Raw genomic sequence first — 16,230 nt, forward strand, 5'->3', positions numbered from 1 at the left:
GCAACTAGCTAATCAGAAATACTGAAATGAAAATTTGGAATGGTGACATTCTACCTGTTTCTTCACAGTTAAAAATGGAGGAAATATGGAAATTAAGTCAAGGAATGTGTTTTATTGGTGTTATTTTAATCAATTAAAACAAATTGCTACTGGCATTATTTTATCATTGTTATTCAATAAGCACTCATTTAGCAAAATATAGGCAAACAGTAGCGTAGCTTAATTGTTTATATAGGGATAATTAAGTGGAAAATAATTTATTGATAATCAGTAAGTTATTTTGCTTGGCGTTTTTTTAATCGCATAACTATTTTGTACAAATGGCTGTAACTATGATAAAACGCAATAGTTAGTTATAATTCTTAGATAATTATGCTTTCTAGTGATAGAATGCCAACCTTGTTTTTCTCTGCGTTGAACTCTTTTCAAAGAATAACAATCCAGTATGAAATTCACCGAGCTTTAACTCTGTCTTAAATAAAGAAATTTTTGTAAAAAATTAGCCTAAATATAAAGGCGTAATAGAATAATTAGAGGTTTTTAGTGTCAACTGCAAACACACCTGACGATGGACAAAAACCGAGCCTGAATGCATTTAAACAGCCTCGTGCGTTTTATCTCATCTTCTCAATCGAATTATGGGAACGTTTCGGCTATTACGGTCTGCAAGGGATCATGGCCGTTTACTTGGTTAAAATGCTGGGCATGGGTGAAGCAGAAGCTATCACTGTTTTTGCTGCATTTACCGCATTAGTTTATGGTTTTGTTGCTATCGGTGGATGGCTTGGGGATAAAGTCCTTGGTACTAAAAGGGTAATTATTCTTGGGGCAATCGTACTGGCAATTGGTTATGCAATGGTGGCATTCTCTGATCACGATAAAGATGTGATTTATTGGGGACTTGCAACAATTGCAGTAGGTAATGGTTTATTTAAAGCTAACCCATCTTCATTATTAGCCACATGCTATGAGAAAGACGATCCGCAATTAGACGGTGCATTTACTATGTACTATATGTCTATTAACGTAGGTTCGTTCTTATCTATGTTAGCAACTCCGTGGTTAGCCGCTAATTATGGTTGGGATGTTGCGTTTGCATTGAGCGTTGTAGGTATGCTGATCACCTTAGCAAACTTTATGGTTTGCCGTGGTTGGATCAAAGATAAAGGTTCTAGACCTGACTTTGAACCGCTTAACTATTCAAAATTATTATTAACGCTGGTGGGTATTGTTGCTTTAACAGCAGTATCAACTTGGCTGTTACATAATAATGAAGTGGCAAGTTGGTCTTTAGCGGTCATCTCATTAGGTATCATCCTGATTTTTGCGCGTGAAACCTTTATGATGAAAGGTGCTGCACGTCGCAAGATGATTGTTGCTTTCTTATTGATGGTTGAAGCCGTGGTTTTCTTTGTTCTTTACGATCAAATGCCAACGTCTTTAAACTTCTTCGCAATCCATAACGTAGAACACTCACTGTTAGGTTTCAGTGTTCAACCAGAACAATTCCAATCACTTAATCCATTCTGGATCATGTTAGCAAGCCCACTGTTAGCAGCTGTGTATAACTTTATGGGTGATAAACTGCCAATGCCATATAAGTTCACCGTAGGGATGTTCTTAAGTGCAACTGCATTCTTAGTGTTACCACTGGGTGCAAGTATGGCAAATGAAGCGGGTATTGTGTCTTCATGGTGGTTAGTCGCAAGTTATGGTTTCCAAAGTATCGGTGAGCTGATGATTTCAGGACTTGGTCTTGCAATGGTTGCTCAACTTGTACCACAGCGTTTAATGGGCTTTATCATGGGCGCTTGGTTCTTAACTTCGGCAGCCGCAGCAATTATTGCAGGTAAAGTTGCGAGTTTAATGGCAGTACCTGAAGATGTGCAAAGTGCTCATGCTTCATTAGAAATTTACAGCAGTGTTTTCTTACAAATCGGTATTGTAACAGGTGTTATCGCAGTTCTAATGCTGCTTACAGCACCTATGCTGAGCAAAATGACACAGTAATTTTTGCCATTAAAAAACAAAAGTTTAAGAAGAATAAAGGATGCCATAAGGCATCCTTTTTTGCATTTCTTGCCATAAAATTCAATTCAAAAAAATACCACCCTTGTTGAGGGCGGTATTGTATAAGGGGATACTTATAGAACATATTTATACATGATAAAGGCTTAACCAATTACTTTATCAATCTGCAATGCAACATCTTTCTCTCTTGTTGTGGGTTTTACTGCCGCCCAACCTTTATACGCTAAAGGTAAGAAAGCGACTGCAATAGCTAATAATGATACGCCAGCGACATAATAGGCACCTGCCATTGCGGTTTTTTCTAACCATATACCTGTTAACATTGGTGTTAATCCACCGAATAAGGCATAAGCCATATTGTAAGCAAAAGACAAGCCAGAAAAACGAATTGATGGTGGAAATGCTCTTGTGCTAACGATAGGTGTAGTTGCAATCGCTCCTACAAAAAAGCCCATCAAACCATAGTTAAACGCTAACTGAAAACCTGACATTGCTGCATCTAAACTGCCATAGAAATGGAATGCGGTAACAATTAAACCACCCCATGATAATGTCATTGAAGCACGTGTTCCTAATTTGTCACCAATCCAACCCCAGAATATACAACCTAAGGTTAACGTTAATGTTGCAACACAGTTCGCTTCTAATGACGTTGTTCTATCAATTTTATAGATCCCTTCAACAATCACGCCCGGTGTCATTAAAATAGTGACAACGATAGCCGTTGATAAAGACCATGTTAATGCAGCCGTAATTAAGCATGCTTGTTTGTGATTCTTAATGACTGAAACTACAGGCATTTCTTGTGCTAACGCTTTTTTCGCTGCCATCTCTTTAAAGATAGGAGTTTCTTGTAAAAAACGACGTAAGTAAACAGAGATTAAGCCAAATACGCCCCCTAAGATAAAGGGAATACGCCATGCAAAATCATTCACTTCTTGGCTGGTATAGCTACGTTGAACGATAATCGCAACGATTGAACCTAATAAGATACCGCCTGTAATACCAGAGGTTAAGGTTCCTACACCTAAGCCATAACGTTGTTTTGGTGTGTGCTCTGCGATAAATACCCAAGCACCTGGCATTTCACCACCAATAGCCGCACCTTGCATAATACGCATTAATAACAACAATAATGGTGCAGCAACACCAATGCTGGCATAAGTTGGTAATAAACCAATCACTAATGTTGGAACCGCCATTAAGAAGATACTTAAGGTGAACATACGTTTACGACCAATAATATCTCCGTAGTGTGCCATAATAATGCCACCTAGAGGGCGAGCAAGATAACCGGCTGCAAAAATACCTAATGTCTGCATTTGTGCAATAAAGGCGTTATCACCGGGAAAGAATAAGTGGCTCAATGTTTTCGTAAAGAACACGAAGATCACGAAATCATAGAACTCCAAAGTTCCCCCTAGTGAGGATAAACCCAACGTTTTATAGTCGCTGCGGTTCAATGGTCTTGCCGTAGGTTGACTCAACGGCTGAGTGGAGTGTGATTGTGATGTCATAATAACAACCTATAATAATCATCGTGATAAAAATAATAAGTAATAAGTTCACAATTAAATTCTTTTTAAATTAGCGAATAAAATAGAGTGAAAATAAATAACAGCAAAAGGTTATTTAAAGGCTATTTATGCGAGAAAGAATAATGTTGTGATGATGATTTAAGTTATAACAGGAAGCTATTAATAATGTAAATAGATGAAATTAAAACAACAGGATGTGCTGTTTTGTTAAGGGTGTTTTATCTTTTTTGTTTTAGGTTTTGTTATTTATTGGATTTAAATTTTGGCATTGTGATTATTATCAATATAAAATAAAAGTATTATATAGCTTACAAGTAAGTAAGAACTCTGTATTTTTTAAATAAAAAATATTTAATACAGAATATATATATTCTAATTTAAATAACTGTAAAAATAATAAAATAAGAGATGCGTTAATTTATTATTTTCCAGAAATAAAGTTATTATTAGATAATTAAGAAGGCTAATGGTCTTAATAATGAAAGATATGATCTGATAGTAAATGAATTATTAGAATATTCCACTGTGTGTTAAATATCGAATTATTAGCACTGGATTCCATGATTTATTTATTTGTTGAAATTAAAATTCAATAAAATTTGCAATGATAACTTTAATTTTGTGTTTTTATGCACAATGTGGTTTTTCTTTGTTTTGTTGTTAGGTTGAAAATAAAAACAAAAAAAGGCATCAAAAAAACTATTCTTGGTTATAATTACATCAGGAAGTCAATTGATATGTCGGAGGATTTATGGTCTCTATCTCAATGAGTGCTGTTCTCTTAGCTGCAATTGTTCTGTTTGCATCACTTTCTATTGTTGCATTAGGTGGTGGTTTAGTATTAAAAACCATGCTTAATAATACCAATCAAAATGACAGCTATTTACTAAGTGCCTCTGTTAAAAAGACTTTTATTACTTCGTTGATTATTGCATTGTTGCTTGTCTATTATTACCTTTCAACAACCGCTTAATTATTTATCGATATAAAAAACGCCACTGTATTTTATTAGCAGTGGCGTTAGTGTCATTGGGACTTTTGTTAGACTAAGAAGATAGTTGCTAAACCTAAGAAGATAAAGAAACCACCAGTATCTGTAATTGCGGTTATCATAACGCTTGAACCAATTGCAGGATCTTTACCTAATTTAATCATTGTCATTGGTATTAATACACCCATCATGGCCGCCATTAAAAGGTTTAGTACCATCGCCATTGTCATTACCGCACCCATAGCAAGGTCGCCATAGAGAAGGAAGGTGACAATTCCCATTATTCCTCCCCAAACCACACCGTTAATAAAGGCAACGCCAAGCTCTCTTAAAATTAAGAAAGAAAAGCTTCCGGTTTGAATTTGGTGTAGCGCTAATGCGCGAACAATCATTGTGATGGTCTGATTACCTGTATTTCCCCCAATACCTGCAACAATCGGCATCAATGTAGCAAGAGCAACTAATTGGGAAATGGTATCTTCAAAGACACCGATAACACGAGAGGCAACGAAAGCTGTACATAAGTTGATAGCCAGCCAAGTCCAACGTGTTTTAACCGCTTGTCCAACGGGTGCAAAGACGTCCTCTTCTGGGCTCAAACCCCCCATACGACGAATATTGGTATCACTCTCTTCATGCATGTTATCAACGATATCTTCAACGGTTAATCGCCCCATTAGAAGACCGTTACTATCAACAACAGCTGCTGAAATTAAGTCATAACGTTCGAACGCACCTGCCGCATCTTCGCCTTTTTCTTCAGGCATAAAGCTAACGGTGTCTGTTTTCATTACATCAGAAACAAGCTTATCAGGAGATTGGGTTAAAACGGTGGTTAATGGAAGCTCGCCCAGCAGATGATTTTTATTATCAATAACGAAAATTTTATCCGTTGCTTCAGGAATAGAGCCTCGCTGGCGTAGATAGCGTTGTACCGTTTTTAACGTGACATTGCCTCGGACAGTGACGAACTCAAAATCCATCATCTGACCGACACTGTCTTTTGGATATTGAAGAACTTCTCTTATCCTATTACGCAGGCTTGGTTCTAAATAGGTAAGAAGGCGACGCATTGTATCGCGAGGTAAGTGCTCTGCGATGTACGCTTGCTCATCCACATGTAATGTGGCGACCGATCGTAATAATTCACGGTCAGTCATATCTTTAATTAAGCTGTCCCAAACGGCGACAGAAGCTTCGACTAAAACAGCACCACGTTCATTATTATCAACCAAGTGCCACAGGGCTAGACGTTCGTCATAGGGAAGGGCTTCAAGAATATCTGCAATATCTGCCGCGTGTAGATCTTGTAGTAATTCTCTAACTGTGGTGATTTTTTCATGAAGTTCATGGTGGCTCAGCCTATCATTTTCACTTGCTTCACCTAAAACGGTTTCAACAAAATGATCATCTTCGAGAAAGATGCTCAAAATTTGCTGACGCAGGTGTGCCACTTTTTGTGAATACGGATTGATGGCAGCCGCAGTATCATTGTTGATAGCTGTTTGAGACATGTTATTCCTTTTTAATTCTTACGAGGGAGATAACCATTGACACTAATTATTCCATTTTAGGATGATTATCGGTCTTCTCCGTATAAAAAATATGAATCTTGAACAATATTGCGTTGGTGATGTTCATATTATGGTCACAAATCAAACCTATGTTGTTATGTGATAGTTGTTATATGATAGATGCAACAAAAGACGCATTGACTAGCGCCTTTTTCTGTATAATATCATATTGTTAAGCAGATTCCTCTTTTATATCCAGTTTCCAACCCAGAACCGACTGCCAATGCTCTTGTTCTTTTTCTAAATCCAATTCCATCAATGTGTTATCGGAAAGATATTTTTTAGGAAAATAAAGCGTCCAATGATTTTCATCTGTAACTAAACGCAAAGATGCGGGTTTTGTCGTCGATTGTCGCTGATTATTAAGTAAAGTTGCTAATCTTAGTATTTGTACGAGTGGGAAATACTGTTTCTTTTTATAAAGATTAAATTTTGGCAACTCATCTAGCTTGATCCCTTTTCGGTGATAGCGAACTAGGGTTGTTAATAACAGTTGTTGCTCTTGATTAAATCCGGGTAAATCAGTATTTGAAAGAATATAGGCAGAATGGCGATGTAATCCGCTTAAATTAATACTTAATCCTACTTCATGTAACATGACAGCCCAGACTAAAATGGCTTCTAAATCAGGGCGAACCAATTTAGGATTTTGCTGTGCCCACTGAGCGTAGAGAGATTGCATTGTTTCAAGAACACGCTTTGCTTGCTCTCTATCGATATTATAGTGCTCTGCAAGGCTTTTCGCAGTGCGTTGACGAATATCTTGATGGCGGAATCTGCCTTCCATTTCATAAAGCACACCTTCGCGTAATGCACCATCAGATAGGTGTAGAGCTTTTAATCCTAAAGAATCAAAAATACCACATAAAATCGCCAAACCCGGTACAAAAACATGTTTACGTTCATCGGATAAACCTGGTAGGGCAATATCTTTAAATTTCTTAAATCGTAAAACTTGTTTAGTGAGCATAAGCAGGCGTTCCGGTGTGATAACACCGTCTTTTTCACCAAACTCAACTAAGATCTCATGAGCCGCCTTAATCGTTCCTGAAGCCCCTAAAGCCACATCCCAACCAGTCATTTTGTATTGCCATGCAATTTTTTCCATTTTACGCGCTGCTTTTTCTCGTGCTTTACGAAAAGCAGATTCGCTGATCTTCTGTTCTGGGAAAAATTGACGACTAAAACTGACACACCCCATGCGTTGGCTTTCGATTAAGATTGGCTCAAAGTTTTCACCAATAACCAATTCTGTTGAGCCACCACCGATATCAATAACGAGCTTTCGACCTTTTTCAGATTGAGTGTGTTCAACACCCATAAAAATAAGTCGGGCTTCTTCGTGCCCTGAAATAATTTCGATAGGATAAGGAATAACTTCTTTGGCGCGTTGAAGAAAAGCTTTTGCATTAGTGGCGACACGCAAAGTATGTGTTCCCACAACGGTGACATTTTCCGCAGGAAAGCCCTGTAACCTTTCAGCAAAAAGAGAAAGGGCTGAAAGTCCACGTAACATAGCCTCTTCGCTTAATTCGTTATCATCATCAAGGCCATCAGCAAGATAAACTCGCTGTTTTAAACGGCTTAATACTTGTAATGCGCCATTAACAACCCGCGCAATAATCATATGAAAACTATTAGAACCGAGGTCAATAGCCGCAATTTCTAAAGGACGTGGTGAAGAGTCATCGTGTGATAAAGGCATAGAATTACGCTCGTGGATCTGGTTGTTCTAACAATTTAATGTACTCATAGACAGCAAGCTGGGAACGGATCTTACGTTTATTTCCACGAGGAACATAGCTATTTGTTAAATCTTTATCGATATAACGTGCTTTTACGGTGTCATTAAATTGAATATCCAGAATATCAAGAACGCGCTGTTTAAGTTGGGGATCAAGCAAAGCCACTGCAACTTCAATACGATAGTCAAGATTTCGCGTCATCCAATCCGCAGAAGAGAGAAAGATTTTTTCATCACCTTTATTAGTAAACACATAAACACGATCGTGTTCTAAAAAGCGGTCAACAATGCTGGTTACTTGAATATTTTCACTAAATCCAGGTTGATTAGGGACTAAAGAACACATTCCGCGTACTAATAATCGTACTTTTACGCCAGCTTCTGATGCGTCATAAAGACGATTAACCAGCTCTTCATCAACTAAGTTATTCACTTTTAATGTGATCCCCGCGGGATGTCCGGCTTGGGCACTGTGAATTTCGTTTGTGATTAATTGATTTAATAAGGTACGTGAGTTTTGTGGTGAAACCATCAAATGTTCAAAAGTCACTGGACGATAAGGGTTCTCAATAAAACTAAAGACGCGACGCACTTCATTAGTAATTTCGGTATTCGCCGTTAATAGTGAATAGTCAGTATAAAGACGCGCTGTTTTTTCGTTGAAATTCCCCGTACCGATATGAGCATAACGAATGATTTCGCCATTTTCTAAACGTGAAATGATAAATAATTTCGCGTGAATTTTCAGGCCCGGAGCAGAGAAAATAACGTGTACACCTGCTTCTGTCAGGCGTTTTGCCCAGTGAATATTTGCAGCTTCATCAAAGCGTGCTTGTAACTCAACAACGACAGTGACGCGTTTGCCGTTATGTGCTGCGTGGATCATCGAATCAATAATTCGAGAATCTTTAGCAACACGGTAAATATTGATTTTTATTGAGATAACACTTGGGTCAAAAGAGGCTTGGCGCAACAATTCCAGAACATGCTCAAAGGTATGATAAGGATAATAGAGCAAGACATCGCGTTCACGTATTGCATCAAAGCCATTACGGAAATTATCAAACCATACATGGCGTAAGCGAGGGATCACTTTATTTAAAAGAAACTTACTCCCTTCATTTGGGAAGTTAATAAAATCTTTAAAATTATGATAACGACCACCGGCTATTACGGAGTCATTATTCGATAAACCTAATTTACTGCGCAGTAGTGCCACCATTTCATCAGGCATATCTCGTTGATAAACAAAACGGACAGGCTCAGCAGTAAGGCGTTGTTTCAATGTCGATGACATCATTTCAAGTAAGCTTGACTCCATTTCTGTCGCTAGATCGTACTCTGCATCTCGCGTCATTTTCATGGAGTAGGCACTTAATGAATCATAATTAAAAAAGCCTTTAAATACCTCATCAAGACAGTAGCGTAAAATATTATCCAATAAAATCATGGATTTTTTCTTACTGCGCCCTTGGTCTGTAGGCAGAATAACAAAGCGAGGTACTTTATCTGATGGAATTTCTAGTAAGGCATAATGAATAATTTGCCCTTGCACAATTTCAACAGCCAAATAGGTATAGTCATCTTTAAGAAACTCGACTAAGTCTGTTTCAGGATTAATCAAAATAGGCGTGATGTGCTTTCTTAAATTTTGGCGGAAGTATTGGCGTAACCAGATTTGTTGATTAGGTGAGATTTGGCGCTCGTTAATTAAAAAGATTTGATTTCGCGCCATTTCAAGTAACAAGTCATTATATAAGGCATCAAACTCTTGGTCAGCTTTAGCCACTTTTGATTGAATTTTCTTTATAAGATGGCGAGCATGACTGGATGCAGAGCGTGAGCCACGCTCTTCATTAATTAAAATACGGCGTTTTACATCGGCAAAACGAACCTTGTAGAACTCATCAAGATTATTTGAATAGATCCCCAGAAACCTGACTCTTTCAATTAACGGGTTTCGTTTATCAGCCGCCTCTTGTAATACACGTTCGTTAAACGCAAGCCAACTGATCTCTTTATCAATATAGAGTCGTTCCTGGGACATCTGAACTCCAACAAGGGTTAAAGTTAAAACTTAATATCTGAATAAATCAGACGTGTTGCTTAATGGTCGCACCCGGTTTAACAAAATTTTCGGGTTTCGCCTCTTTGGCTTTTTGTTCAAAATAAGGCGCTTGGAAAGTACACATTCTAATCGCAGAACGGTAGGCACCGTTAACAAAAAACTCATCTATTAAATCACCTTCTTTTTTAAAACCAAGCTTTTCATAAATATGAATCGCTTTAGCATTCTCTTTATCGACGATCAAATAGAGTTTGTATAAATTAAGCACAGAAAAAGCATAATCCATCGCCAACCTTGCGGCTCGTGCAGCATATCCGTGGCCTTGATGTGCAGGTGCGATGATGATTTGGAATTCAGCACGACGGTGAACATAATCAATTTCAACCAACTCGACAAGCCCAACTTTAGTGCCATCACTTTCGGCAATAAAACGGCGTTCACTTTGGTCGTGAATATGTTTTTCGTAAAGGTCGCTTAACTCGATAAAAGCCTCATAAGGTTCTTCGAACCAATAGCGCATAACGCTGGCATTATTATCAAGTTGATGGACAAAAGAGAGATCTTCTCGCTCGAGAGGACGTAATTTTATAGGTGGAACTTTCTTACCACCGGACATAAGCACCTCGGTGAATGCATTGAATAAAAAGAGAAAAGGGTGACACAAAAAAAGTCACGCGAGCTACAGTGTAGCACAATGTGACTTTTTATCTTAAACGAAATAGTTAACCAAGATTGTCGAAAAGCGCAATATCATCGAGAAAGGCTTGATTATTCTGCATTTTTAATCGCTCGTCAGCTAACCAACCGATCGCTAATGGATAAATACGATACTCTTCAGTTTGTATTCTTGTTTGTAATGATTGTTCAGTATCATTGGGCAAAACGGGAATACGCGCCTGAATAATCATGGGACCACCATCAAGCTCTTCTGTAACAAAATGGACGGTAACGCCATGAAAAGAGTCTTTATTCGCTAAAACTTGGCGATGAGTGTGTAATCCGGGATATTTAGGAAGCAAAGAAGGATGAATATTTAATAATTTATGCTGATAGTGAGTGACAAAATCAGGCGATAAAATACGCATAAAACCTGCTAATACCACAATGTCAGGCTGATAAGCGTCGATTTGTTCAATTAACGCTTTATCGTAATCCGCTCTGTCATTATATAGAGTAGGATCAACAAAATAAGCTGGGATATCAGCCAGTTTTGCTCGTTCAAGACCATATGCATCAGCTTTATTACTTAAGACAGCAACCACATTACCTGCGATTTTATTTGCCCTACAGGCGTCGATAACCGCCTGTAGGTTGCTGCCGTTTCCTGAGATAAGGACGACAATATTTTTCATTCACATGCTTTCATTAGTTAATAATAACTTGTGCTTCACCCGCAGTTTGTGGCGCAACTTCACCAATTAACCATGCGTTTTCACCACATTCAGCCAGATGCGCTAATGTTTTTTCAACGTCATTTGGGTTAACGGCAATTAACAATCCAACGCCACAGTTAAAGGTGCGATACATTTCATGTGTACTGACTTGTCCTGCATCTTGTAGCCATTTGAAAACCGGTGGCCATTCCCAACTTTTACTTTCAATACGCGCTTGCGTGTTTTCAGGTAATACGCGAGGAATATTTTCCCAAAATCCGCCACCTGTAATATGTGCTACAGCATGGATGTCCACACTTTCAATTAATGAAAGCAGTGACTTCACATAAATACGCGTAGGGGCTAATAGGTGATCGGCTAATGATTTATCACCTAATGATGTGCTTTCAGCTTGCGTATTGCTGACTTCAAGAATTTTTCTGACTAATGAATAGCCATTAGAATGAGGACCACTTGATGCTAAAGCGATTAGCGCATCGCCAGCCTTAACTTTGCTACCATCGATAATTTCTGATTTCTCAACCACACCGACACAAAAGCCTGCGATATCATAATCGTTACCGTGGTACATTCCTGGCATTTCAGCAGTTTCACCACCGACTAGCGCACAACCAGATTGCTTACAACCTTCTGCAATACCCGTTACTACGCGTGCTGCGGTATCGACATCTAATTTTCCTGTGGCATAGTAGTCAAGGAAGAAAAGGGGTTCTGCACCTTGAACAATCAAATCGTTGACACACATTGCGACTAAATCAATACCGATGTCATCATGGCGATTTAAATCCATCGCAAGGCGAAGTTTAGTTCCTACGCCATCAGTGCCTGAAACTAAAATAGGTTCGCGGTATTTAGATGGAATTGCACAAAGTGCGCCAAAACCACCTAAACCTCCCATAACTTCAGGACGGCGGGTTTCTTTTACTACACCTTTGATACGATCGACTAAAGCATTACCTGCATCAATATCGACACCGGCATCTTTATAGCTGAGAGAGGATTTGTTAGTCACGTAGAGCCCTCACGGCAAGTTGCTGTTAAGAAAAAATGTGTGCGGACGCTATTCTAACAGGCAAAGCAAACGTTTGCGAGGATCTTCTTTATAGGTCACAATTATTCATGTTGGTGTGGTTAAAAGCTGTGCGTTTGATCAATATCAATAGAAAAACGATGGAATGTTGGCAAAAAAGCGGTATAATCTCGCGATTTTTTTGTCAGGCTGCGTCGTACATTAGGAGAAATTATGAAGATCGTTGAGGTAAAACACCCACTCATTCAACATAAATTGGGGCTGATGCGAGATCATGATATAAGCACTAAACGCTTTCGTGAACTGGCTTCAGAAGTTTCCAGTCTACTGACGTATGAAGCTACCGCCGATTTAGCAACAGAGACGGTAACAATAGAAGGTTGGTGTGGTCCGGTAGAGATAGAACAGATTAAAGGAAAAAAAATCACAGTAGTTCCTATCCTCCGTGCAGGTATCGGGATGATGGATGGAGTATTAGAAAATATTCCTAGTGCCCGAATCAGTGTAGTTGGCGTTTACCGCGATGAAGAAACATTAAAACCTGTCCCTTATTTCCAGAAATTAGCATCCAATATTGAAGAGCGTATGGCTCTTGTTGTTGACCCTATGTTAGCAACAGGCGGCTCTATGATTGCCACAATTGATTTATTAAAAAATGCGGGCTGTACTTCAATTAAAGTATTAGTACTGGTTGCTGCTCCAGAAGGTATTAAGGCATTAGAAGAAGCTCATCCTGATGTGGAATTATATACTGCATCTGTTGATAGTCATCTTAATGAACACGGGTACATCGTTCCAGGTCTTGGCGATGCTGGTGATAAGATATTTGGTACAAAATAATAATTAAGCCGACTTTGATAGTCGGCTTTTTTTTGGACCACTTATTTGTTCTATACTCTAAATATTTTAAGGTGCTGCTAGATGACTCGTTCGAGTGAGTATAGTTAGCAACGCGGTGGCTTAAAGTAAGACGAGTATAAAGTTAAAAATACAAACCAATTTCACATTCATATTAAAGAGAGGTCGTAAGCATGACTCGTCGTGCAATCGGGGTAGAAGAGCGCCCACCATTATTACAAACAATTCCGTTGAGTCTTCAACATCTGTTTGCAATGTTTGGCGCCACCGTACTTGTGCCAATTTTATTTAAAGTTAATCCGGCAACAATATTGTTATTTAACGGGATCGGAACCCTGCTTTATCTCTTTATTTGTAAAGGACGCATTCCTGCTTATTTAGGTTCAAGTTTCGCGTTTATCTCACCAGTACTTTTACTGTTACCTTTAGGGTATGAATTAGCACTCGGGGGATTCATCGTTTGTGGTGTGTTATTTTGTATCGTTGCAGGTATTGTTAAAATAGCAGGGCGGGGCTGGATCAATGTGATGTTTCCGCCTGCGGCAATGGGCGCAATCGTTGCCGTCATCGGGCTTGAATTAGCAGGAACCGCTGCAGGAATGGCAGGATTATTACCAAGTGCTGATGCACCAGTTGATAATCAAACACTGCTTATTTCTATGGTGACTTTAGGTGTAACAATCTTAGGCTCTGTGATGTTTAGAGGATTCCTTGCTATTATTCCTATTCTTATTGGGGTATTAACAGGTTATGCACTCTCTTTCTTCTTGGGCGTTGTTGATATTACTCCAATTAAAGAAGCTAACTGGTTTGCACTGCCGACATTCTATTCTCCACGTTTTGAATGGAGTGCCATCTTTATTATTCTACCTGCTGCATTAGTGGTTATTGCAGAGCACGTTGGACACCTTGTTGTTACAGCAAATATTGTGCAACGCGATTTAATGAAAAATCCAGGCTTACATCGTTCTATGTTCGCAAACGGTTTCTCTACCATTATTTCGGGTTTCTTTGGTTCAACACCAAATACCACTTACGGTGAAAACATTGGTGTTATGGCTATTACTAAAGTTTACAGCTCATGGGTTATTGGTGGTGCGGCAATTCTCGCTATCTTATTATCTTGTGTTGGTAAACTTGCTGCAGCTATTGCTGCTGTACCTGTTCCAGTGATGGGTGGGGTTTCATTACTACTTTACGGTGTTATTGGTGCGTCAGGTATTCGTGTTTTGTTAGATTCAAAAGTGGATTACAACAAACCGCAAAACTTGATATTAACTGCAATTATTCTGATTGTCGGTGTGAGTGGTGCATCCATTCAGATTGGTGCAGCTGAATTAAAAGGTATGGCATTAGCAACTATCGTAGGTATTGTTTTAAGCTTAATCTTTAAATTAGTCAGTATTGTTCGCCCTGAAACAGAATTAGTGGATAACACTATCGAGTCTGTTAGTGGTACAGCAAACAAAAAGTAATCGATTAAGAAAATCTAAAGCAATATGCTGAAATTAATAACAAAGGTGGATGATCTCCGCCTTTTTTTATTGTGCTTTATTTTTATGTCATATTAAAAACTAAGATTTTTGATATTTTAAGTGTTTAAAACTTAGAAAAGCATGATTAATTCAATCATGATGTTTATTTAAATAAAATAAATGAGACAATGGGTATCTGTTCTTATGCGAAATAGGCAATTTGTCTGCGGTTTGAGTGATATTCGTTTTAAGGTTGGAAGCGTCTCAAAAAAGGTATAGCGTAATTTATGGAAAAGCTGATTGAAATTTATGATTTCATTACATCAAAGCAGATTTTTACCACAATATTTTTAGTTATTGTGTTACTGGTGGTGTGGTTTCTCGCCAAAATGATTTTCCGCCGAATAGCAAAGCGTTTACTTTTTTTATTTACTGAGCTTTCAGATGAAGAAACGATAGAAGATATAGCTAAAAAGAGTGCATCTATTGTTGCTGTTACACTTGTTCTCTATATTAATCAGCTATTACCGTCTTTTTCAGCCGAAATGAATATTATCTTTGAGACGGTTGCTCGCGCCTTTATTATCATCAATATTGCTTCATTGCTAAATAATGCGCTTGATATTTTCAATATTAGGCACGCTAAAAAAGCGTGGCATCGAAATAACTCTATCAAAGGCTATATTGAGATTGCCAAAATTGTGGTTTGGATTATCTCTTTTATCCTGATCATTGCGTTATTTACTGAACAATCACCACTTATTATTATCTCAAGCTTTGGTGCTATTGCTGCGGTATTAATGTTTGTTTTTCAGCATACACTTATCTCTTTTGTTGCCAATATTCTTATCTCTAACGGAAAAGTATTAAAGCTTTATGATTGGATTGAATTACCCAGTAGCAATATCAGCGGTGAGGTTATTGATATTGCATTACATACGATCACTGTACGTAATTGGGATAATACAATTTCGCGTATTCCAACCAAGGATTTTTTGACTGAAAAATATACTAACTGGCAGCCGATGTTTTCATCTGGAGGGCGTCGGATTAAGCGCAGTTTTTATATTGACCAATCTTCGATTTCATTTGCAACGCAAGAGTTAGTATTAGAATTAAAAAATACCGCACCGCTTCGTAAGAGCATAGAAACGATGCTTGAAGGAAAGGATGAAGAGATTGGCGATATTAATGAGTGGTTAGAAACAAAAGGGGTGACGAACCTGCAATTGTTTCGTAAGTACATGCTAAATTGGATAAAAATGCGTGGTGATGTTCGACCTGATATGTATTTAGTGATCAGAACAATGCCACCTACACCGATGGGATTACCTGTAGAGCTATATTGTTTTACTCGCGCAACGACGTGGGTTGAATATGAAGAGACTCAATCTGAAATCTTTGAGTATATAAATGCATCAGCTAAATATTTTAAGCTCGATATTTATCAGCAACCTTCAGGCAATGATGTTGCGAAATTAAAATTTAGATAATAAAGATGATTAATTAAACAAGAAATGTTTTTTG

General features: G+C 38.2%; 12 protein-coding genes. 5 read left to right on the plus strand and 7 right to left on the minus strand.

What is annotated here, in order from left to right; all coding sequences use genetic code 11:
- Positions 1–543 precede the first annotated feature (543 nt).
- Positions 544–2,010, plus strand: a complete 1,467-nt coding sequence (dtpA, locus tag GTK47_RS10895) for a dipeptide/tripeptide permease DtpA (RefSeq protein WP_165123134.1) — start codon at positions 544–546, stop codon at positions 2,008–2,010.
- 164 nt (positions 2,011–2,174) lie between these two features.
- On the opposite strand, the gene GTK47_RS10900 is transcribed toward dtpA, so the two are convergent.
- Positions 2,175–3,548, minus strand: a complete 1,374-nt coding sequence (locus GTK47_RS10900; protein ID WP_165123136.1) for an MFS transporter — start codon at positions 3,546–3,548, stop codon at positions 2,175–2,177.
- Positions 3,549–4,320: 772 nt separating this feature from the next.
- Between GTK47_RS10900 and GTK47_RS10905 the strand changes: the two genes are divergently transcribed.
- Entirely contained in the window at positions 4,321–4,542 is a 222-nt protein-coding gene (locus GTK47_RS10905) for a hypothetical protein (protein ID WP_165123138.1), read from the plus strand.
- A gap of 68 nt (positions 4,543–4,610) precedes the next feature.
- Here GTK47_RS10905 and mgtE read toward each other — a convergent pair whose 3' ends face one another.
- The 6 genes from mgtE to purM form a co-directional block, all read right to left on the minus strand.
- Positions 4,611–6,074, minus strand: a complete 1,464-nt coding sequence (mgtE, locus tag GTK47_RS10910; protein ID WP_165123140.1) for a magnesium transporter — start codon at positions 6,072–6,074, stop codon at positions 4,611–4,613.
- 232 nt (positions 6,075–6,306) lie between these two features.
- On the minus strand, positions 6,307–7,839 hold the full coding sequence (gene ppx, locus GTK47_RS10915; RefSeq protein ID WP_165123142.1) for an exopolyphosphatase: 1,533 nt from the start codon (positions 7,837–7,839) through the stop codon (positions 6,307–6,309).
- A 4-nt stretch (positions 7,840–7,843) separates the two neighbouring features.
- A complete protein-coding gene (gene ppk1 / locus GTK47_RS10920; RefSeq protein ID WP_165123144.1) occupies positions 7,844–9,925 on the minus strand; it encodes a polyphosphate kinase 1 in 2,082 nt (693 codons plus the stop codon).
- 46 nt (positions 9,926–9,971) lie between these two features.
- Entirely contained in the window at positions 9,972–10,562 is a 591-nt protein-coding gene (gene speG, locus GTK47_RS10925) for a spermidine N1-acetyltransferase (RefSeq protein ID WP_165123146.1), read from the minus strand.
- Between the two features lie 106 nt (positions 10,563–10,668).
- Positions 10,669–11,298: a phosphoribosylglycinamide formyltransferase gene (gene purN / locus GTK47_RS10930; RefSeq protein ID WP_165123148.1), complete on the minus strand. Its 630-nt coding sequence runs from the start codon at positions 11,296–11,298 to the stop codon at positions 10,669–10,671.
- Between the two features lie 13 nt (positions 11,299–11,311).
- Positions 11,312–12,352, minus strand: a complete 1,041-nt coding sequence (gene purM, locus GTK47_RS10935; RefSeq protein WP_165123150.1) for a phosphoribosylformylglycinamidine cyclo-ligase — start codon at positions 12,350–12,352, stop codon at positions 11,312–11,314.
- Between the two features lie 231 nt (positions 12,353–12,583).
- Here purM and upp point away from each other — a divergent pair, with 231 nt between their 5' ends.
- From upp to GTK47_RS10950, 3 genes are all read left to right on the plus strand, one after another.
- Positions 12,584–13,210, plus strand: coding sequence for a uracil phosphoribosyltransferase (gene upp, locus GTK47_RS10940; protein ID WP_072068431.1), 627 nt, complete (start codon positions 12,584–12,586; stop codon positions 13,208–13,210).
- A gap of 191 nt (positions 13,211–13,401) precedes the next feature.
- Entirely contained in the window at positions 13,402–14,703 is a 1,302-nt protein-coding gene (gene uraA / locus GTK47_RS10945; protein ID WP_165123152.1) for a uracil permease, read from the plus strand.
- 287 nt (positions 14,704–14,990) lie between these two features.
- On the plus strand, positions 14,991–16,196 hold the full coding sequence (locus GTK47_RS10950; RefSeq protein ID WP_165123154.1) for a mechanosensitive ion channel domain-containing protein: 1,206 nt from the start codon (positions 14,991–14,993) through the stop codon (positions 16,194–16,196).
- Positions 16,197–16,230 lie beyond the last annotated feature (34 nt).

Origin of the sequence: Proteus sp. ZN5, from assembly GCF_011046025.1 — a bacterium.
In the GTDB taxonomy this organism is placed as follows: domain Bacteria; phylum Pseudomonadota; class Gammaproteobacteria; order Enterobacterales; family Enterobacteriaceae; genus Proteus.

Excerpts from the sequence above, each read along its gene's own strand:
- mgtE (WP_165123140.1), bottom strand. The coding sequence starts at position 6,074 with ATGTCTCAAACAGCTATCAACAATGATACTGCGGCTGCCATCAATCCG.
- upp (WP_072068431.1), top strand. The coding sequence starts at position 12,584 with ATGAAGATCGTTGAGGTAAAACACCCACTCATTCAACATAAATTGGGG.
- ppx (WP_165123142.1), bottom strand. The coding sequence starts at position 7,839 with ATGCCTTTATCACACGATGACTCTTCACCACGTCCTTTAGAAATTGCG.
- speG (WP_165123146.1), bottom strand. The coding sequence starts at position 10,562 with ATGTCCGGTGGTAAGAAAGTTCCACCTATAAAATTACGTCCTCTCGAG.
- GTK47_RS10900 (WP_165123136.1), bottom strand. The coding sequence starts at position 3,548 with ATGACATCACAATCACACTCCACTCAGCCGTTGAGTCAACCTACGGCA.
- GTK47_RS10905 (WP_165123138.1), top strand. The coding sequence starts at position 4,321 with ATGGTCTCTATCTCAATGAGTGCTGTTCTCTTAGCTGCAATTGTTCTG.
- uraA (WP_165123152.1), top strand. The coding sequence starts at position 13,402 with ATGACTCGTCGTGCAATCGGGGTAGAAGAGCGCCCACCATTATTACAA.
- ppk1 (WP_165123144.1), bottom strand. The coding sequence starts at position 9,925 with ATGTCCCAGGAACGACTCTATATTGATAAAGAGATCAGTTGGCTTGCG.
- GTK47_RS10950 (WP_165123154.1), top strand. The coding sequence starts at position 14,991 with ATGGAAAAGCTGATTGAAATTTATGATTTCATTACATCAAAGCAGATT.
- purN (WP_165123148.1), bottom strand. The coding sequence starts at position 11,298 with ATGAAAAATATTGTCGTCCTTATCTCAGGAAACGGCAGCAACCTACAG.